This window comes from Streptomyces sp. Inha503 (assembly GCF_047215865.1).
Lineage (GTDB): Bacteria > Actinomycetota > Actinomycetes > Streptomycetales > Streptomycetaceae > Streptomyces > Streptomyces lycopersici.
Window position 1 is genome coordinate 5,646,967 of record NZ_CP178360.1, and the last position, 17,565, is coordinate 5,664,531.

Annotated in this window: 16 protein-coding genes; 7 read left to right on the forward strand and 9 right to left on the reverse strand. The window is 70.6% G+C overall.

Annotation, left to right across the window (positions count from 1 at the left end):
- Nucleotides 1-169 precede the first annotated feature (169 nt).
- The 4 genes from ACJX2R_RS23215 to ACJX2R_RS23230 all read right to left on the reverse strand — a co-directional run bounded on the left by ACJX2R_RS23215 (nt 170) and on the right by ACJX2R_RS23230 (nt 5,157).
- Nucleotides 170-1,390 carry a hypothetical protein gene (locus ACJX2R_RS23215; RefSeq protein WP_413101694.1) on the reverse strand — a complete coding sequence of 407 codons (1,221 nt, stop codon included), beginning with the start codon at nt 1,388-1,390 and terminating at the stop codon, nt 170-172.
- The gene (locus ACJX2R_RS23220) at nt 1,390-2,070 is read right to left on the reverse strand and encodes an RNA polymerase sigma factor (RefSeq protein WP_210945669.1); all 681 of its coding nucleotides are present in this window, start codon (nt 2,068-2,070) and stop codon (nt 1,390-1,392) included. Before ACJX2R_RS23220 ends, ACJX2R_RS23215 begins: the two co-directional genes overlap by 1 nt.
- A gap of 61 nt (nt 2,071-2,131) precedes the next feature.
- Nucleotides 2,132-3,034, reverse strand: a complete 903-nt coding sequence (locus tag ACJX2R_RS23225) for a DUF4328 domain-containing protein (protein WP_413101695.1) — start codon at nt 3,032-3,034, stop codon at nt 2,132-2,134.
- Nucleotides 3,035-3,510: 476 nt separating this feature from the next.
- Entirely contained in the window at nt 3,511-5,157 is a 1,647-nt protein-coding gene (locus ACJX2R_RS23230) for a beta-N-acetylhexosaminidase (protein ID WP_413101696.1), read from the reverse strand.
- Between the two features lie 236 nt (nt 5,158-5,393).
- Here ACJX2R_RS23230 and ACJX2R_RS23235 point away from each other — a divergent pair, with 236 nt between their 5' ends.
- The 6 genes from ACJX2R_RS23235 to ACJX2R_RS23260 all read left to right on the forward strand — a co-directional run bounded on the left by ACJX2R_RS23235 (nt 5,394) and on the right by ACJX2R_RS23260 (nt 11,028).
- Entirely contained in the window at nt 5,394-5,966 is a 573-nt protein-coding gene (locus tag ACJX2R_RS23235) for a 2-oxo-4-hydroxy-4-carboxy-5-ureidoimidazoline decarboxylase (RefSeq protein WP_413101697.1), read from the forward strand.
- A gap of 156 nt (nt 5,967-6,122) precedes the next feature.
- A complete protein-coding gene (gene sdhC, locus ACJX2R_RS23240; protein ID WP_037953444.1) occupies nt 6,123-6,503 on the forward strand; it encodes a succinate dehydrogenase, cytochrome b556 subunit in 381 nt (126 codons plus the stop codon).
- 5 nt (nt 6,504-6,508) lie between these two features.
- Nucleotides 6,509-6,979, forward strand: coding sequence for a succinate dehydrogenase hydrophobic membrane anchor subunit (locus tag ACJX2R_RS23245; RefSeq protein WP_037953443.1), 471 nt, complete (start codon nt 6,509-6,511; stop codon nt 6,977-6,979).
- 24 nt (nt 6,980-7,003) lie between these two features.
- The gene (gene sdhA, locus ACJX2R_RS23250) at nt 7,004-8,758 is read left to right on the forward strand and encodes a succinate dehydrogenase flavoprotein subunit (RefSeq protein ID WP_413101698.1); all 1,755 of its coding nucleotides are present in this window, start codon (nt 7,004-7,006) and stop codon (nt 8,756-8,758) included.
- Nucleotides 8,758-9,531: a succinate dehydrogenase iron-sulfur subunit gene (locus ACJX2R_RS23255; protein ID WP_262699088.1), complete on the forward strand. Its 774-nt coding sequence runs from the start codon at nt 8,758-8,760 to the stop codon at nt 9,529-9,531. Before sdhA ends, ACJX2R_RS23255 begins: the two co-directional genes overlap by 1 nt.
- 216 nt (nt 9,532-9,747) lie before the next feature.
- Entirely contained in the window at nt 9,748-11,028 is a 1,281-nt protein-coding gene (locus ACJX2R_RS23260) for a VanZ family protein (RefSeq protein ID WP_413101699.1), read from the forward strand.
- Nucleotides 11,029-11,080: 52 nt separating this feature from the next.
- Here the strand turns inward: ACJX2R_RS23260 and ACJX2R_RS23265 are convergent, their stop codons facing one another.
- Together ACJX2R_RS23265 and ACJX2R_RS23270 are read right to left on the reverse strand one after the other, a co-directional pair.
- Nucleotides 11,081-12,541 (reverse strand): metallophosphoesterase, encoded by a 1,461-nt coding sequence (locus ACJX2R_RS23265; RefSeq protein ID WP_413101700.1) that lies wholly within the window; start codon nt 12,539-12,541, stop codon nt 11,081-11,083.
- Between the two features lie 82 nt (nt 12,542-12,623).
- A complete protein-coding gene (locus ACJX2R_RS23270; RefSeq protein WP_413101701.1) occupies nt 12,624-12,875 on the reverse strand; it encodes an SCO4848 family membrane protein in 252 nt (83 codons plus the stop codon).
- Here ACJX2R_RS23270 and ACJX2R_RS23275 point away from each other — a divergent pair.
- Entirely contained in the window at nt 12,874-14,334 is a 1,461-nt protein-coding gene (locus ACJX2R_RS23275) for a D-alanyl-D-alanine carboxypeptidase family protein (protein WP_413101702.1), read from the forward strand. The two genes, ACJX2R_RS23270 and ACJX2R_RS23275, sit on opposite strands and share 2 nt — an antisense overlap.
- A gap of 100 nt (nt 14,335-14,434) precedes the next feature.
- Here ACJX2R_RS23275 and ACJX2R_RS23280 read toward each other — a convergent pair whose 3' ends face one another.
- The 3 genes from ACJX2R_RS23280 to trpS all read right to left on the reverse strand — a co-directional run bounded on the left by ACJX2R_RS23280 (nt 14,435) and on the right by trpS (nt 17,544).
- Nucleotides 14,435-15,442: a YihY/virulence factor BrkB family protein gene (locus ACJX2R_RS23280; protein WP_413101703.1), complete on the reverse strand. Its 1,008-nt coding sequence runs from the start codon at nt 15,440-15,442 to the stop codon at nt 14,435-14,437.
- 252 nt (nt 15,443-15,694) lie between these two features.
- On the reverse strand, nt 15,695-16,294 hold the full coding sequence (locus ACJX2R_RS23285; protein WP_413101704.1) for a 2'-5' RNA ligase family protein: 600 nt from the start codon (nt 16,292-16,294) through the stop codon (nt 15,695-15,697).
- Nucleotides 16,295-16,530: 236 nt separating this feature from the next.
- Nucleotides 16,531-17,544, reverse strand: a complete 1,014-nt coding sequence (gene trpS, locus ACJX2R_RS23290; protein WP_262699094.1) for a tryptophan--tRNA ligase — start codon at nt 17,542-17,544, stop codon at nt 16,531-16,533.
- Between the last annotated feature and the right edge of the window lie 21 nt (nt 17,545-17,565).

Sequence of the window (17,565 nt, forward strand, 5' to 3'; positions counted from 1 at the left end):
CGAAAACAGGGGCGGCGCGGGCAGAGCCGGGGGAACGTGCTCTGCCCGCGCCGAATGCGCGGAGCCGTCGGTACGGGGGGAACCTCGGCTCCCGCGCGGCCGATGACCAGTCGGCCCGTTTCTTTCAGCGTCACCGCTGAAAAAAACGTCACACCTGGGTGCCGGAGTCTCAGTCGGCACCCGTTTCCGCGGTGGTCGTGGGGTCCTCCGAAGCGGGTGGCTCCGTGGACTTCGGCGACTCCGTGGACTTCAAGGGGTCAGCGGCGGTCGTGGGAGTGGTGGCGTCGCTCGGCGTGTCGGTGGTGTCCGGCGGAGGGGGCGGCGGGGCCGGATCGCCGTCCCCGCCACCTTTTCCCGGATCGCCACCGGAGTCGCCGCTGCCCGAACCGGCGCTGTCACCGGAGCCCGAGCCGGACCCGGAACCGCCGTTGCCGGTGGAGCCGCCGTTGCCGCTGTCCGTACCGCCGCTGTCGCCGCCGCTGCCGGTGCTCTCGTCGCTGCGCGGAGTGCTGCCCGTAGCGTTGTCGCCGAGGATGTGCGTGCAGTAGCCGTGGATGGCGGACGCGCTGCCCGCCGCCTTCGTCAGCTTCTTCAGCGACTTCTTGTCGAGGTCCGCGCCCACACCCGTTTCCGAGTCCAGATAGCGCGGGCAGCTGGCGAGGGCCCACTCCGGGACGCCGGGCTCCCCCTTCGAGGAGCCCTTCGACTTGCCGTTCTTGCCCTTGCCGTCGCCCTCCGGGTCGGAGGGAACCGTTCCGCCCTGCGCGCCGTTCGAGCCCACGTCGCTGGCATCGTTGTCGCCCGAACCACTGGGATCGGGCGTCGTCGTACCGCCGTCCTCGGAGATCTCCGGATGGGCGGAGTTCCCGCCGGGGCCGCCGTTCGGCATGCTCACCGAGGGGCCCGGAGTGTGGTCGCTCTGCCCGAACGGTGTCGGCAGTACCCCCGCGGCTGCCGCCACCGCGAATCCGCTGAGCGCACATCCGGCCACGACCGCGACCATGCCCGCGCGCAGCGGGCGCCGCAGCCGCGGCTGTCTCTCTCTGAACCGCCGGATCCGATGCGGCCGCCGGGCCATGTCCATTTCGGCCACCCCGGCCATTGACCCCGCCCCGGCCCCGGCACCGGTTTCGGCACCGGCCTCGACCCGGGCCGCCCGGAAGGCGGCCACGGCCGCCTCCTCACCGGGGAGCGCGGACGCGTCGGAGGGGCCCGCCGTACGGCCCACACCGGCGGCGGCGCTGAGCACGGCCGCCAACCGTTCCGCGTCGGCATATGACTGGTCGCTCCGGCCGTCGGGAGCGACAGGCTGCCCCCCGACCGGTTCGCCGCGAAGCAACCGCTCCGCGGCACTGTCATCCAGCCAGCTGTAGCGGTGGTCTTCGGCCATCACATGTCCTTCTGCGTTGGCGCGCGTGAATCCGTCACACCAGCAGACTTCGCCACACCCGGCTTGGTTGCACCGCCGCCGTGTGACTCGCGTTGCCCCGGCACCCCGTCGAGCACCGAATCGCCCCCGGCCGCGGGGCCGATCAGATCGGCGAGCCGCCGCAGCCCCCGGTGGGCGGCGGTGCGCACCGCCCCGGGCCGCTTGCCCAGCACCGCGGCCGCGCTCTTGGCGTCGAGGCCGAGGACCACCCGGAGCACCACCGCCTCGGCCTGGTCCTGTGGCAGCTGGGAGATCAGCCCGAGCGCCTTGCCGGTGCCGATGGCCTCCATCGCCTCACCGGCCGTATCCGCGTCGGACGGCCGGAACTCCAGCTCCGACTCATCGCCGCCGATGGCCGGGCGGCGGCCGCGCATCCGTATGTGGTCCAGCGCGCGATTGCGGGCTATCCGGGCCGCCCAGCCGCGGAAACGGTCCGCGTCTCCGCTGAACCGTTGCAGGTCACGGGCGATTTGCAGCCATGCTTCCGAGGTGATGTCCTCCGCGTCGCCATCACCGACCAGCGTGCGTACATAACCGAGGAGGCGAGGGTGCACGGACCGGTAGACGGTCCGGAAGGCGGCCTCGTCCCCTTCCTGCGCCGCGAGCACCGCGGCGGTCAGTTCCGCGTCGTCCCCCTGCACGCTCTCTTCCTGCCCCACTCGGAGAATCCGTGGTCCAGTCGATTCCGGCGTAACCCGCGGGCTAGCCCTGCCCGTAGGGCGGGTACTGCTGACCGGGCTGGCCGGGCGGCGGGGTCGGCGGCATCTGAGGGGCACCATACGGCGTGGAGCCGGGGGCCGGGGAGCCATACGGATTCGCGGAAGGCATCCCGTACGGGGCCGGACCGGCCATCTGCGGGGGCAGCGAGGCCCGCTGCTCCTGCATCGCGGTGATCTGCCGGACCAGCAGCAGCGCCAGGACCGCCGCGGCCATGAAGATCACGATGGCGAACATGTCGAAGGCCAGGATGGAGTGCAGGCTCTCGATGTCGCTCTTCGCCTCCGAGGGAGAAGGGGAGTAGTCGTCGCCCTCCACCTTGCCCCGCAGCAGGTTGTACCGGATCCCGCCGACGGCGTTGGTGACCAGCGCCACGATCCAGGTGACCCACCAGCCGTTGAGCACACCGCGGCTGACGGCCTGCGGCCCCTGCGGGGAGCTGGCGCGCCAGATGTCGTTGGCGATCTGCTTGGGGAACCAGAAGTTGACCACCGGGGTGAACCAGGAACCGGCCGCCCAGCCGCTGCTGAAGCGGTGCTGACCGGGGGCGAAGACCTCGGCGTTCAGCCGCAGCCGCCGGAACCAGATCGCCCAGACCACGGCGATCGCGACGGTGAGCAGCGAGTAGATGACCTGGGCCGCCGTGAACATGTCGTCGGCGTCGTTGAGGTCGTCCTCGGTGATGGAGACCGACTTGCCCTCGACCGCGTCCAGCATGTCCCCGATCACGCTGTACTGGCCGGATCGCGCCACCAGGAGGAAGATGAGCGCGGGCAGCGCCAGCCCGAACAGCACGACGAGCGTGGTGGAGAGCCCGCGCCGCAGATCGACCCCGCCGGTCGGCATGCCCATCGGCGGGGCGGCCGGATAGCCGTAGCCGCCGGCCATCGGCGGGCCCTGCGGGGGGACGGACGGCTGCGGAGGCCCGGATGGCTGCTGGAGCTGCTGCTGGTAGGTCCCGCATGCGGCACAGCGCCCGTCGGGGCCGACGGCGACAGCGCGGCAGTTCCCACACGGATACATGGTCTTTTGAGTCCCCCTGGGAACGTGACCGCTCCGGGCCACGCGAGAAGATAAGCCTCTGATCGCGCCCAGAGCGCGGACCTGCACGTTACGGGCATCCGACCGGTCCCGTCCAGAGTGGAACGAGCCCCGGACAACGGGGTGAAGTCCCCGGTTTCGTCCAAGGGGAGGTGTGACGCAATCGAGGCGTGCGACGCTGTAAGGGGTACGAGCCTCTTGCGGGCTCTCCTGATCGACGGTCGGGGCCTCTCCTGTGGGGGGTGGCGGCCCCGACCGTCCTTCTTTTCTCCCTTCTTTTCTCCCTCCCGGAACGCGCGCTCGGCCCTCGGTGGCCCCCGCGCTCAGACCCCCAGCCGCTCCGCGAGCCGGGTGAAGCCGGACCAGCTCAGCGGCGGTTTCCCGGGGTTCCACACCCGCTGTGCCAGCGCCGCGAGCGGCAGCCGGATGCCCTGGGCCACCTGAGCGGGGGTCTGGGCCTCGGGCCGGTCGCCCCAGATCGCGAAGCGGGCGCCGAGAATCCGGTCGGGCCCGGTCAGGCTCTTGTCGGCGATGGGCGTGGAACCGCGCAGAACCGTCGGGGACCAGTCCTCATATATGCGTTCGCCGGTCGGATAGGTGAACCCGCCGGGCTCGCCGAGCACGTAATAGAGGAAGGAGTCGTTGAGGTTGACCACCTTGCGGCCCTCCTTCAGATACTCCAGCGGCGGGCGCGCCGTCTCCTTCAGCCGTCCCGTCCAGTACTCGACCTCGATGTCCTTGGCGGGCTGGACGACGCCGCCCGCGAAGAAGCCGTCGTTCCACGCCTTGGGCCGCTTGCCGAGCTGCCGCGCGAGCCGGGCCCGGTCGTTCAGCCAGCCGGTGACCAGATCCTGCACCCGGGCGCTGGGGCCGTATTTCCGCTTGGCGGCGGCCGCCAGCTTGGGGAACGACGCCTGGGGGTCCTTGACGGTCAGCGCGAGGTACTCATCGGCGCCCAGGTGCCACCAGCGGCCGGGGAAGAGCGGGGCGTACTCGCGCATCAGGTCGTCGACGACACGGGCCGCGGCCGGATTGGAGATGTCCACCGAGCCCTGGAACGTGGTGCCGCCCGCGTTGCGCAGCTGGAGCTGCGGATGGGCCCGGATGACGGCGCCGAGGTGGCCCGGCGAGTCGATCTCGGGGATGACGGTGATGTGCAGCCGCTGCCCGAGCGCGACGATCTGCCGGACCTGGTCCTTGGTGAGGTGCGGGGACGAGACGATCTCGGGGTGGCTGGTGCTCTGGATGCGGAAGCCCTGATCGTCCGAGAAGTGCAGGGCCAGCTGGTTGAGCTTGAGGTCGGCCATCTCGCGCATCCGGGCCTCGATCCACCCGACCGAGAAGAATTTGCGGGCGATGTCCAGGTTGAGGCCGCGCTGGGCGCGTCCCGGCCGGTCGTGGATCACGCCCTCGGGGAGCCGGCCGCCGGAGCGCAGGGCCTGTTTCACGGTGCGGGTGCCGTAGAAGACGCCCGCGTCGGCCGGGCCGGTGATCCGGGCGCGGCCGCTCGCGACCTTCAGGGTGTACGCCTCGCCGCCGCCGCTCTCCTTCGGGGCGAGGGCCAGGGAGAGGTCACCGCGGCGGGCGGGGCCGGAGGTGGTGCGCAGCCCCAGCTCCGCGGCGATCATGCGGGCCTCGTCGGCGAGCGGGCCCTTGAGGTCGGCCACCACCCGGCTGTTGTCGCCGGGCCGCCAGCCGGGGCCCGAGGCCGGGGTGAAGTCGCGGACGGAGGGGATGGTGCGGGGCGGTTCGGAGGCCGCCGTGGCGTGCGGCGGGACGGCCGAGGGGGACCGCGCCGAGGTGGCGGTCGTGGCGTGTGGGGAGGACCGCGCGGGCGAGTGGGTGCCCGGCGGGCGCTGCCCGCCGTCCGTCTGCTGACAGCCGAGGGACGTCAGGAGGAGCGTGGCGACGGCCCCCGCGGCGAGACCGCGGACGCAGGACGCCTTGGTGGCTCTGAGCGGCAATCCCATGGCGGTGTACCTCCTCCTCGGGCCCTCCCCGCTTCACACGTTCGGCCGCTTATGGCCGAAAAAAGCCCTGCGCCCCGAATGCCGTCCACCGCATGCGGTAAAACCTCCCCGTTCGGGTGATATCGCGTTCCCTCCGGCACACCCACCTCCCCGCGTCGTTAGCGTGTACTGCTCACGCGCCCAGCCCATGTGTCCCACGCCTCCCCCGGGTCCGTCTCTCCCGGGTGTCCGTTCCCATGCGCGCCTCATGCGTGTCCGAGGAGTCCACGCTGTCCAGGTCCAGGTCCCGCGCCGCCGCCTCCCGCCTCGACCGGCTCAACACCGCCCCCGCCGACGCGGCCGAGGCGGCGCTCCTCGCCTGTTGCGGCAGCCGCCGCTGGGCCCGGCTGATCGCGGCCCACCGCCCGTACCCGGACCTGGAGGCGCTGCTGGCCGCTGGGGACGAGGCCAGCTATGACCTCACCCCCGCCGATCTGGACGAGGCGCTCGCGGACGAGTCGGTCGTCGGCCATGAGCTGCCGCCCGCGGACAGCCTGGGGTCGCCGGCCGCGCACACCGCGCTCCAGGCCGCCCACGACGCGTACGAGCGTCGATTCGGTCACGTTTTCGTCATCTGTCTGGATGGTCTGCCGCCCGGAGAGCGGCTGGACCGGCTGCTGACCGGGATCCGGGACCGGCTGGGCAACGAGTGGGAGCGGGAGCGGGACAACACCGCCGAGGAGCTGCGGCGCATCGCCCGCGGCAGACTGGCCCGACTGACCGGGAATCCGTCCCGTTCGCCGGAAGTGCCCGGGTCCCGGATCGCATGATCGCCCGTCCGTGCTTGATCGATCACACTTGAGCCCCCCGGAGGAACCCTCCGACAACACGTCGGTACGATGGCCAGGGCCGGTGGACCGTACCCGGCCGGGCCCGACCGACCGTGAAGCCGGCAGGCCCCAATCCCGCTTCCGGAGGGTTTTTCCGTGCCGGCTGGAACGCTGTATCGCGGCCGGGAAGGCATGTGGTCCTGGGTGGCTCATCGAGTCACCGGCGTCCTCATCTTCTTCTTCCTGTTCGTACATGTGCTGGACACCTCGCTGGTCCGCGTCTCGCCCGAGGCGTACGACGACGTGGTCGCCACGTACAAGAATCCCGTCGTGAACCTGATGGAGTACGGCCTGGTGGCCGCCATCCTGTTTCACGCCCTCAACGGCCTTCGCGTCATCGCCGTCGACTTCTGGTCCAAGGGCGCGAGGTACCAGCGTCAGATGCTCTGGGGCGTCGTCGGTATCTGGGTCGTGCTGATGGCCGGTGCCTTCTACCCGGTCCTCCAGCACACGCTGCGCGAACTGTTCGGGAGCTGACGCACATGTCCGCCGAGACCACCACCCCCGCGAGCGACGCGGTCAGCGCGTACGACGTGGATCACCCGGCCCCGGTCATCGAGCCGCCGCGGGCCCGCACCCGTAAGACGCCCAGGGCGACCCGGACGAACTTCGAGATGTACGGCTGGCTCTTCATGCGCCTGTCCGGCGTCCTGCTGGTCGTCCTGGTCCTGGGCCATCTGCTGATCCAGCTGGTGCTGGACGGCGGTGTCACCAAGATCGGCTTCGCCTTCGTGGCCGGCCGCTGGGCCTCGCCGTTCTGGCAGGCATGGGATCTGATCATGCTCTGGCTCGCCACGCTGCACGGCGCGAACGGCCTGCGCACGATCATCAACGACTACGCGGAGCGGGACAACACCCGCCTGTGGCTGAAGGCGCTGCTCTACACGGCGGCGGGATTCACCATCGTGCTCGGCACTCTGGTGATCTTCACCTTCGACCCGAACATCCGCTAGGCCCCGGGGCTGAGGTATCCACTCATGAAGATCCACAAGTACGACACCGTCATCGTCGGCGCCGGCGGGGCCGGAATGCGCGCGGCCATCGAGTCGACCAAGCGCAGCCGCACCGCGGTGCTCACCAAGCTCTACCCGACCCGGTCCCACACCGGCGCCGCGCAGGGCGGCATGGCCGCCGCCCTCGCCAACGTCGAGGAGGACAACTGGGAGTGGCACACCTTCGACACGATCAAGGGCGGTGACTACCTGGTCGACCAGGACGCCGCCGAGATCCTGGCGAAGGAGGCCATCGACTCGGTCCTGGACCTCGAGAAGATGGGCCTGCCGTTCAACCGGACCCCGAACGGCACCATCGACCAGCGCCGCTTCGGCGGCCACAGCCGCAACCACGGCGAGGCCCCGGTCCGCCGGTCCTGCTACGCCTCGGACCGCACCGGCCACATGATCCTCCAGACGCTGTACCAGAACTGCGTCAAGGAGGGCGTGGAGTTCTTCAACGAGTTCTACGTCCTGGACCTCCTGATGACCGAGGTCGACGGGGTCAAGCGCACCGCCGGTGTGGTGGCGTACGAGCTGGCCACCGGTGAGCTGCACGTCTTCCAGGCGAAGGCCGTCGTCTTCGCCTCGGGCGGCTGCGGCAAGTTCTTCAAGGTGACCTCCAACGCCCACACCCTCACCGGTGACGGCCAGGCGGTCGCCTACCGGCGCGGGCTGCCGCTGGAGGACATGGAGTTCTTCCAGTTCCACCCGACCGGCATCTGGCGGATGGGCATCCTGCTGACGGAGGGCGCCCGCGGTGAGGGCGGCATCCTCCGCAACAAGGACGGCGAGCGCTTCATGGAGAAGTACGCGCCGGTCATGAAGGACCTCGCCTCGCGCGACGTGGTCTCGCGGTCGATCTACACCGAGATCCGCGAGGGCCGCGGCTGCGGTCCCGAGGGCGACCACGTCTACCTCGACCTCACCCACCTGCCGCCGGAGCAGCTGGACGCCAAGCTGCCCGACATCACCGAGTTCGCGCGGACCTACCTCGGCATCGAGCCGTACACGGACCCGATCCCGATCCAGCCCACCGCGCACTACACGATGGGCGGCATCCCGACCAACGTCCAGGGCGAGGTGCTGGCGGACAACGACACCGTCGTGCCCGGCCTGTACGCGGCCGGCGAGGTCGCCTGCGTCTCGGTGCACGGCGCCAACCGCCTGGGCACCAACTCGCTGCTCGACATCAACGTCTTCGGCCGCCGGGCGGGCATCGCCGCCGCGGAGTACTCCGCAACGGCCGACTTCGTCGAGCTCCCGGAGGACCCGGCCGGGTTCGTCCAGGCACAGGTCGAGAACCTGCGGGACGCCACCGGCACCGAGCGGGTCACCGAGGTCCGCAAGGCGCTCCAGGAGACCATGGACAAGAACGTCATGGTCTTCCGCACCGAGCAGACGCTCAAGGAGGCCGTCGAGGAGATTGGCCACCTGCGCGAGCGCTTCAAGAACGTCAGCGTCCAGGACAAGGGCAAGCGGTTCAACACCGATCTGCTGGAGGCCATCGAGCTGGGCAACCTGCTCGACCTCGCCGAGGTCATGGCCATCTCCGCCCTGGCCCGCAAGGAGTCGCGCGGCGGTCACTACCGCGAGGACTACCCGAACCGCGACGACGTCAACTTCATGCGGCACACCATGGCGTACCGAGAGGTGGGCGCGGACGGCTCCGAGTCCATCCGCCTCGACTACAAGCCGGTCGTGCAGACCCGCTACCAGCCGATGGAGCGTAAGTACTGATGAGCACCCCCACTCTTGAGAAGTCCGACCAGGCCCCCGAGGCGGCCGACGCCACCGCCTCGCACCTGATCACCGTCACCTTCCGGATCCGGCGCTTCAACCCGGAGGTCTCGGACCAGGCGGTCTGGGAGGACTTCCAGATCGACCTGGATCCGAAGGAGCGCGTCCTCGACGGTCTCCACAAGATCAAGTGGGAGCTGGACGGCACCCTGACCTTCCGCCGTTCCTGCGCCCACGGCATCTGCGGATCCGACGCGATGCGGATCAACGGCCGCAACCGGCTGGCCTGCAAGACGCTGATCAAGGACATCAGCCCGGAGAAGCCCATCACGGTCGAGCCGATCAAGGGGCTCGCGGTCCTCAAGGACCTGATCGTGGACATGGAGCCGTTCTTCCAGGCGTACCGCGATGTGATGCCCTTCCTGATCACGACGGGCAACGAGCCGACGCGTGAGCGGCTCCAGTCCGCGGCGGACCGTGAGCGGTTCGACGACACCACCAAGTGCATCCTGTGCGCCGCGTGCACCTCGTCGTGCCCGGTGTTCTGGAACGACGGCCAGTACTTCGGCCCGGCGGCGATCGTCAACGCGCACCGCTTCATCTTCGACTCGCGCGACGAGGGTGGTGAGCAGCGGCTGGAGATCCTGAACGACAAGGACGGCGTCTGGCGCTGCCGTACGACCTTCAACTGCACGGAGGCGTGCCCGCGGGGGATCGAGGTCACGAAGGCCATCCAGGAGGTGAAGCGCGCGCTGATCACGCGGCGCTTCTAGGAAAAGTACGGCCGAGGGCCCCGCTTCCCGGGTTTCCGGGGGCGGGGCCTTCGTCGTTCCGGTGCCGCCTTCGTGGTTCCGGTGCCGCCTTCGTCGTTCCAGCGCCGCCTTCGTCGTTCCAGCGCCGCCTTCGTCGTTCCAGCGCCGCCTTCGTCGTTCCGGTGGGTGCTGGGGAACTATGCACAGGGGGTATACACATCGCGTATAGTCGTGCTCATGGCCACCGCCTACGTTCTCCCGATCAAGACCGCTGCTGCGCTCTTCCCTCTGCTGGCGCTCTTACTGTTGCTGCCGACAGCCGTCGCCCTGTACCGTCGTCACGGCGTGATGTCCCGGGGGCGGGCACTGTCGCTGTACGGCTTCCTCTACTACTCGCTCACGGCCCTCTGCATGACGATCGTGCCGCTGCCGAAGCAGACCGCCGATATGTGCCAGCGGTTCGCGATGGTGGCCCATCCGCAGTGGATGCCCGGGAACACCTTCAGAGACATCTGGAAGGAAGCCGACCACAAGGTCGGGCTCAACGCGCTGGTCCTCCAGAACCCCGCCGTCGCCGGAACCGTCTTCAATCTGCTGCTGCTCCTGCCGCTCGGCGTCTTCCTGCGCTATCACTTCCGGCGCTCACTGCCCGCCACCGCCGCGATCGGCTTCGCGGTCTCGCTGTCCTTCGAGCTGACGCAGTGGACCGGGGTCTGGGGCCTCTACAGCTGCCCGTACCGGCTGTTCGACGTGGACGACCTGATCGTCAACACGGCCGGGGCCATGGCCGGTTGGCTGCTGGCCGGGCCGGTCGCGCGGATGCTGCCGACGCTGGAGACGCTGGACGGGCGGGCGCTGGCGGCACGTCCGGTTCCGTTCGGGCGGCGGCTGACGGCACTGGTCGTGGATGTGGCCGGATATGTCGTCGCCTCGGTGTTCACCACCGCCGTGCTCTACCGGGGCGGGTCGGCCCCGACCGGGACGCTGGTGGGAATCTTCCTGGCATGGTTCGTACTGCTGCCGCTGGCGACGGGGGCGACCCCCGGAAAGCGGCTGTTGCTGCTGAAGCTGGTGGCGGAGGACGGCGGCCCGCTGGTGGTCTGGCGGCTGACCCTGCGCGCGCTGCTGATCGGGGCGCTGGTGATGCCATTCCTGGCGGGGCTGTTCCTGGCGGTGCTGACCCTGCTGAACGAGCCGTATCCCGCCCATCTGTTCGCCACCGTCCGCGACTCTGGCACGCAGGGCGCGGCGGCGGTCCTCATGGCGCTGAGCCCCGCTCAGCTGCTGGCGGTGATGGTCGGGTTCACGCTGACGGCGTCCTGCGTACGGAAGACGCTGCGCCACCCGGACCGGCTGGCCCCGCACGACCGCATCTCGGGCGTCCGCAACGCGACGCTGCCGCACCGGCGGGCGGTGCGGGCGGCCGCAGGGACGGCGACGGCCGACCGGGCCGCTGCCCCGTCCGCTGACCGGGCCGCTGCCCCGTCCGCTGACCAGCTCGCTGACCAGCCTGCGTGACCGATCCGTTTCGGTCGCGGTAGGCGCGGGCCAGGGCTGAGGTGGCGGTCGCTCAGGCGCGGGTCGAGGCGAGCTCCACGACGGTGACGTCCGGGGGCGCCCCGACCCGTACCGGCGGGCCCCAGGCGCCCGCGCCACGGGTCACATAGAGCTGGGTGTCGCCGTACCGCTCGAGCCCGGCGGCGGTCGGGTTGGCGAGTTCGGCCACATAGGTGCCGGGCCACAGCTGACCGCCGTGGGTGTGGCCGGAGAGCTGGAGATCCACGCCCGCCTTCACCGCGTCGTGGATCACCACCGGCTGATGGGCGAGCAGCACGGAGGCGCGCGAGCGGTCGCGGTCGCCGAGCGCCTTGCCGAAGTCGGGACCGTGGCCCTCGCTCTCGCCCGCGACGTCGTTCACCCCGGCGAGATCGAAGCCGGGCAGCTCGGTGCGCTCGTTCTCCAGGGGCCGCAGGCCCAGTTCGCGGACGTGGTCCACCCACTCGGCGGCGCCCGAGTAGTACTCGTGGTTGCCGGTGACGAAGTAGCTGCCGTGGCGGGCGGTCAGCGCGCGCAGCGGCTCGGCGGCAGGGCCGAGGTCGGCCACGCTGCCGTCCACGAGGTCGCCGACGACGGCGACGAGGTCGGGGTTGGTGCGATTGACCGCCTCGACGATCCGCCGGGTGTGGTCGCGGCCCAGGATCGGCCCGAGGTGGATATCGCTGACGACGGCGATCCGGAAGCCGTGCGCCCGGCGCGGCAGCTTGGCGAGCGGCACGGTGATCCGCTTGACCCTCGGCCCACGCAACACGGTGTACGTCCCGTATCCCACCGTCCCGGCCGCCACGGCGGTGGCCCCGACGGCGACGGCCCGCGCGACGAAGAGACGGCGAGAGGGCGAGGGGGTGGCGTCCCCGGGGTCCGCCGCGCCGCCTTTGGCGGCCTCGGCGGCCGCCACGCCATCCCCGGCGGCCTCGTTGGCCTCCGTAGTGGTCCTGGCGGCCTCCGTAGCGGTCTTGACGGCGTCCGTAGCGGTCCTAGCTGCCCCGTCGACAACGGCCTTGGCTTCGCTCACACCAGCGGCACCCGCGCCGTCGGACACCACCGCACCTTCGGGAACCGCCGCCCCCTCGGGAACCGCCGCAGCGCCGACCAACCCGCCCACGGCCGCGGCAGCGGCCGGAACGTCGGCCGACCGCACATCAACGGACTCGCCGCGGCCTAGCCAGGCGCGCAGCAGGGGCCGTACCGCCTCGCCCGCGAGGAGGGCCAGGGTCAGGTACAGCAGGAGGGCGAGCCAGAGGTAGCCCGGCCAGGCGAGGGCGCGCTGGAGGGGGAAGGGCGCGCCCGCGCGGCCCGCGATCATCGCGCCGACGCTGATCAGCGGCAGCGCGAAGACCGCCGCCGTGCCCGTACGGCGCGCCCACCCCCCGCGCGCCGTCGTATCGCGGACGAGCCGCCGCCACACGTACCAGTGGACGCCGGTCAGCAGACCGACGACGACCAGCGCGATCAGGACGTAGAGCACGACCATCCCCGGTCCCCTCCCAAGCGACTACGTGACGACGCGACTACCAGCCATGGCTGCGGCCGCCTGCCGCAGCTGCCTGGAACGACTACTGGGAGGCGTCGTTCCGGCGCAGGGCGCGCACACCACGCAACCCGATCACCCCGATCGCCGTCCCCAAGAGAAACGAGGTGATCGCGAGCAGCAGATGCACCCAAAAGTACGCGGTGGGGTCACCGGAGTCGTCGAAGGCGAGTCCGCTGGCGTCCTTCCACAAATTTTTGACAAAGGTGAACCAGATGACCCAGCTCCAGACCCCGAAGGCGAGCAGGAACCAGGACACGGGGCGGCTGAGCTTCATGGTCTCCAGTATGGGCACGACCTCCCATACCTCCACGCGGGGGTCTGCCGTCAATACATCGGCGCTGCTGTCGCTCTCCTCAGCGACGCCAGGTACGTTCACCTCCGTGCCCACACCTTCCTTCACCAGCACTCACGTCCGACACAGCACCCGTAAGAGCACCGGCAGGAGCACCGACAAGATCTCCGGCAAGATCTCAGGCAAGGGCCGCACCCCCGCCCGTCGCACCGTGGCCCCGCTGGCCGCCACCGCCGCCGCCCTCCTGCTGTGCGGTCCGCTCGCCGCCGCCCCGGCGCACGCCGCCGACCAGCCGGGCGGCTCCACCGACGCGGTCAAGCCGCCCGCGCACATGTCCACGGTGGGCGGGAAGCGGCTCGGCCGCCCCGACACCCAGGTGGACCCGAAGCCGGGCGCGCCCGCGCTGCCCAAGGGGCTCAGCGGGAAGTCGTGGCTGGTGGCCGACGCCGAGTCGGGCGATGTGCTCGCCTCGCACAACGCCCACTGGCAGCTGCCGCCCGCGTCCACGCTGAAGATGCTGTTCGCGGACACGCTGCTGCCGAAGATGCCGAAGACGAAGACCCACAAGGTGCAGCTGTCCGATCTGGAGGGGATGGGTGAGGGCAGCAGCCTGGTCGGGGTCAAGGAGAACTACACCTACTCGGTCCACGACCTGTGGCTCGGCGTCTTCCTGCGCTCGGGCAACGACGCGGTGCATGTGCTGGCGGCCATGAACGGCGGGGTCCCGGCGACCGTAAAGGAGATGCAGGCACACGCGAAGTACCTGAACGCCCGGGACACCCATGTGGTCACCCCGGACGGCTACGACGAGAAGGGCCAGGTCAGCAGCGCGTACGACCTGACCCTCTTCGCCCGCTCGGGGCTTCAGAAGGCGGATTTCCGGGAGTACTGCTCGACGGCGACCGCGCAGTTCCCCGGTGTGTTCGAGAAGGACAAGAAGGGCAAGAAGACCCGCTCCAGCTTCGGCATCCAGAACACCAACCGGCTGCTGACCGGACTCGGCGTCGCCCCCTACAAGGGCATCGCCGGGGTGAAGAACGGCAACACCACGAACGCGGGCGCCACCTTCACCGGGGTCGCCCAGCGCGGCAACCGGGTGCTGCTGGTCACCGTCATGAATCCGCAGCAGAAGGAGGCCAACGAGGTCTACAAGGAGACCGCGAAGCTCTTCGACTGGGGGTTCAAGGCGTCGGGCTCGGTGAACCCGGTCGGCACCCTCGTCCGGCCGGGTGCGGCGGGCGCGAACCAGCCCTCGGCCGGTGGCGAGGACAGCCACAAACACGCCCAGGCGTCCGTCTCGACGGACGACGGAAGCTCGGGCGGTATGTGGACCGCGATGGGCATCACGGGCGGCTCCCTGGCGCTGCTGGGCGCGGTGGCCTTCGGGGTGCACCGCCGCTGGCCGCTCCCCGAGCTGGTGCGCCGCCGCTCGCGCGACTGAGCGAAGCCCCTTAAGCCCTTATGGTCGCTGTGGGCCGCTCACGGCCGCCGTAGCCGCCTTAGGGCCGCCATGGCCGCCTTACGGTCGCCGCCGTCCGTTGTCACGCCGCCGCCGGCGGGCCTTCCGGTCCGCTGGCGCGGTGCTTCTGGACCTCCGGTTCGGGCGGCCCGGACAGCTCGGGCGGCCCGGGCGGCTCCTCCGGTTCGGACGGCTGGGCCTTGTCCGCCTCGGCCGCCCATTCCGCCTCGTGCTCGGCCCGGGCGGCGGGCGGTGTGGCGGTCCAGGCGGCGCAGTACAGCGTGAGTTTCGCGGTGAAGTTGATCCACAGCAGCAGCGCGATGGGCACCCCGAACGCCCCGTACATGCTCTTGGCCGCCACGTCCTTCAGATAGCTGCTGAGCAGCAGCTTGAGCAGTTCGAAGCCGATCGCCCCGATGAGCGCGGCGACCGCGACCGTACGGCGGGGCGGCTCCACGCCCGGGAGCCAGGTCAGCACGTAGCACAGCAGCAGGAAGTCGGCGGCGACGGCGATGAGGAACGCGGCGACCCGCAGCAGCCAGCCGCCGACCCCGTTCTCGGGGATGCCGATGAGCCGGGCGACCCGGCCCACGGCGGTGGCGGCCAGGGCGGACACGGCGAACGAGACGAGCGCCACCCCGCCCAGCCCGATCAGCACGAACGCGTCCTTGACCTTCCGCACCAGCGGGTTGCCGGGGTCCTCCTCCAGCTCCCATACGGCGCGCAGGCACTCGCGCAGCGAGCCCACCCAGCTGATGCCGGTGAACAGCAGCAGGGCGCCCGCGACGACCCCGATCGTGGCGGCGTTCTGGACGAGTGCGCCCAGGTCGAGCTGGCCGGAGATCCCGGGGATCTGCTGGGCGAGCTTCTTCTGGAGCTGCGCCATCTGCGCCTGGCTGAGCGTCGCCGCGCCGATCGCCGCCCCGACGGCGATGAGCGGGAAGAAGGCGATGAAGCTGGTGAACGTGATCGCGGCGGCGAGCCGGGTCCAGTGGACGCGGTCGAGCCGTTCGTACGTACGCCAGGCGTGGGTGCGCATCAGCCAGGCCAGGGCGGGGCCGACGACAGGCAGCCGGGTCAACGATTCCATGATCAGCAACTACCCTTCTGCGCGTTGTCGCTCCTCGGCGCGCCGGGCGCGCGGTACGGATATCCGGGTTCCCCGAACCGGCGCTCCCCTCATCACTCTTTTCGGTGAGGGGCGTGCATACGGACGCACGACAATTGCGCGGCCTCGGTGCCGGCACCCTTACGGCACCCTCGACAGGCTCGGTGGCACACCGCCTGCTGCCCGCGCCGCCTCCGGGCGTACGCGCCGCCTCCGCGCGTACCGCGGGAACGCTCAGTGAGAGGGCGCCGCCGGGCGCGAGAGATCCACCTGACGGGGCACCACGGGCGGCGCACCGCCCGGCCGTTCATCCGCCCCGAAGGGATATTCGCGGTCCAGCTGCCAGACCCCGTCCGCCCCCTGCTCGTACAGCGCGAAGCCGGTGATCGTCCAGGCGGCCTCGTACTCCTTGAGCTCCACGAACGCCCGGTCCATCGCCTCCTCGTCGATGCCGTGCGCGATCGTGACATGCGGGTGGTACGGGAACTGCAACTCACGCGCGCACGGCCCGGACTCCGCGCGGATCCGCTCCTGGAGCACCGCGCACTCCTCCGCGCCCTCGACGATCCTGACGAAGACCACCGGCGAGAGCGGCCGGAAGGTGCCGGTGCCCTCCAGCCGCATCGGGAACGGCCGCCCCTCGGCCGCGACCCGCGCCAGATGGTCCTCCACGGCGGGCAGCGCCGCGACGTCGACCTCGGTCGGCGGCAGGAGGGTCACATGCGTGGGGATGCCGTGGGCGGCCGGGTCCCCGAAGCCCGCGCGCCGCTCCTGGAGGAAGCTGCCGTACGGCTCCGGGACCGCGATCGAAACGCCGAGCGTTACGGTCCCCACTGCGTTCTCCCTCCTGGCCCTCCCGGGCTGCTGGGTTCTGGCCGCTGCACCCGTGTCAGTGTGGCGGCTGCGCCGCCCTCGCGGCTAGATTCCTCGGTCCTTTGGCACACCCGTCCAAAGGCCCCCTGGTCAGGGGGCCGGACCGGTGTGTTCCGCTGTCCGCGCGGGTCCGTATTCATACGTGCGCGGGGCGCGCCGTGCTCACCGGGCGGTGCGCACGGCGCTCGGTGTGCCGCTCAGCGCACCGCGGGCAGGAAGCCCACCTTGTCGTAGGCGGCGGCCAGCGTGTCGGCGGCGACGGCTCGGGCCTTGTCCGCGCCCTTGGCCAGGATTCCGTCCAACGTCGCGGGGTCGCCCAGGTATTCCTGGGTCCGCTCGCGGAACGGGGTGACCCACTCGACCAGCACCTCGGAGAGGTCGGTCTTGAGCGCGCCGTAGCCCTTGCCCTCGTAACGGCGTTCCAACTCCGCGATGGCGGTGCCGGTCAGGGTGGAATAGATGGTCAGCAGATTGCTGACGCCCGGCTTCTTCTCCTCGTCGAAGCGGATCTCCGTCTCGAGGTCGGTCACCGCGCTCTTGATCTTCTTCGCGGAGGCCTTGGGCTCGTCGAGGAGGCTGACGATGCCCTTCGGCGTGGACGCCGACTTGCTCATCTTGATCGTCGGGTCCTGGAGGTCGTAGATCTTCCCCGTCTCCTTGACGATGTACGGCTCGGGGACGGTGAAGATCTCGCCGAAGCGGCCGTTGAAGCGGTCGGCCAGATCGCGGGTGAGCTCGATGTGCTGGCGCTGGTCCTCGCCGACGGGGACGTGGTTGGCCTGGTAGAGCAGGATGTCCGCGACCTGGAGGATCGGGTAGGTGAAGAGGCCGACGGTGGCCCGGTCGGCGCCGTGCTTGGCCGACTTGTCCTTGAACTGCGTCATCCGGGACGCCTCGCCGAAGCCGGTGAGACAGTTCATCACCCAGCCGAGCTGGGCGTGCTCGGGCACATGGCTCTGGATGAAGAGCGTGCAGCGGTCCGGGTCCAGACCGGAGGCGAGCAGCTGGGCGGCGGCGAGCCGGCTGTTGGCGCGCAGCTCCGCCGGATCCTGCGGCACGGTGATCGCGTGCAGGTCGACCACGGTGTAGAACGCGTCGTGGGTCTCCTGCAACGCGACGTACTGCCGGATCGCGCCGAGGTAGTTGCCGAGGTGGAAGGAACCTGCGGTGGGCTGGATACCGGAGAGCGCACGGGGACGATCGAGGGCCATGACACCCATTCTCTCAGGTGT

Coding starts and splice junctions, on each gene's coding strand:
- ACJX2R_RS23215 (WP_413101694.1), bottom strand. CDS start 1,390: ATGGCCGAAGACCACCGCTACAGCTGGCTGGATGACAGTGCCGCGGAG.
- sdhA (WP_413101698.1), top strand. CDS start 7,004: ATGAAGATCCACAAGTACGACACCGTCATCGTCGGCGCCGGCGGGGCC.
- ACJX2R_RS23225 (WP_413101695.1), bottom strand. CDS start 3,034: ATGGCCGGCGGCTACGGCTATCCGGCCGCCCCGCCGATGGGCATGCCG.
- ACJX2R_RS23260 (WP_413101699.1), top strand. CDS start 9,748: ATGGCCACCGCCTACGTTCTCCCGATCAAGACCGCTGCTGCGCTCTTC.
- ACJX2R_RS23275 (WP_413101702.1), top strand. CDS start 12,874: ATGGTCTCCAGTATGGGCACGACCTCCCATACCTCCACGCGGGGGTCT.
- ACJX2R_RS23255 (WP_262699088.1), top strand. CDS start 8,758: ATGAGCACCCCCACTCTTGAGAAGTCCGACCAGGCCCCCGAGGCGGCC.
- ACJX2R_RS23280 (WP_413101703.1), bottom strand. CDS start 15,442: ATGGAATCGTTGACCCGGCTGCCTGTCGTCGGCCCCGCCCTGGCCTGG.
- ACJX2R_RS23230 (WP_413101696.1), bottom strand. CDS start 5,157: ATGGGATTGCCGCTCAGAGCCACCAAGGCGTCCTGCGTCCGCGGTCTC.
- ACJX2R_RS23245 (WP_037953443.1), top strand. CDS start 6,509: ATGTCCGCCGAGACCACCACCCCCGCGAGCGACGCGGTCAGCGCGTAC.
- ACJX2R_RS23270 (WP_413101701.1), bottom strand. CDS start 12,875: ATGAAGCTCAGCCGCCCCGTGTCCTGGTTCCTGCTCGCCTTCGGGGTC.
- trpS (WP_262699094.1), bottom strand. CDS start 17,544: ATGGCCCTCGATCGTCCCCGTGCGCTCTCCGGTATCCAGCCCACCGCA.
- ACJX2R_RS23235 (WP_413101697.1), top strand. CDS start 5,394: ATGCGCGCCTCATGCGTGTCCGAGGAGTCCACGCTGTCCAGGTCCAGG.
- ACJX2R_RS23265 (WP_413101700.1), bottom strand. CDS start 12,541: ATGGTCGTGCTCTACGTCCTGATCGCGCTGGTCGTCGTCGGTCTGCTG.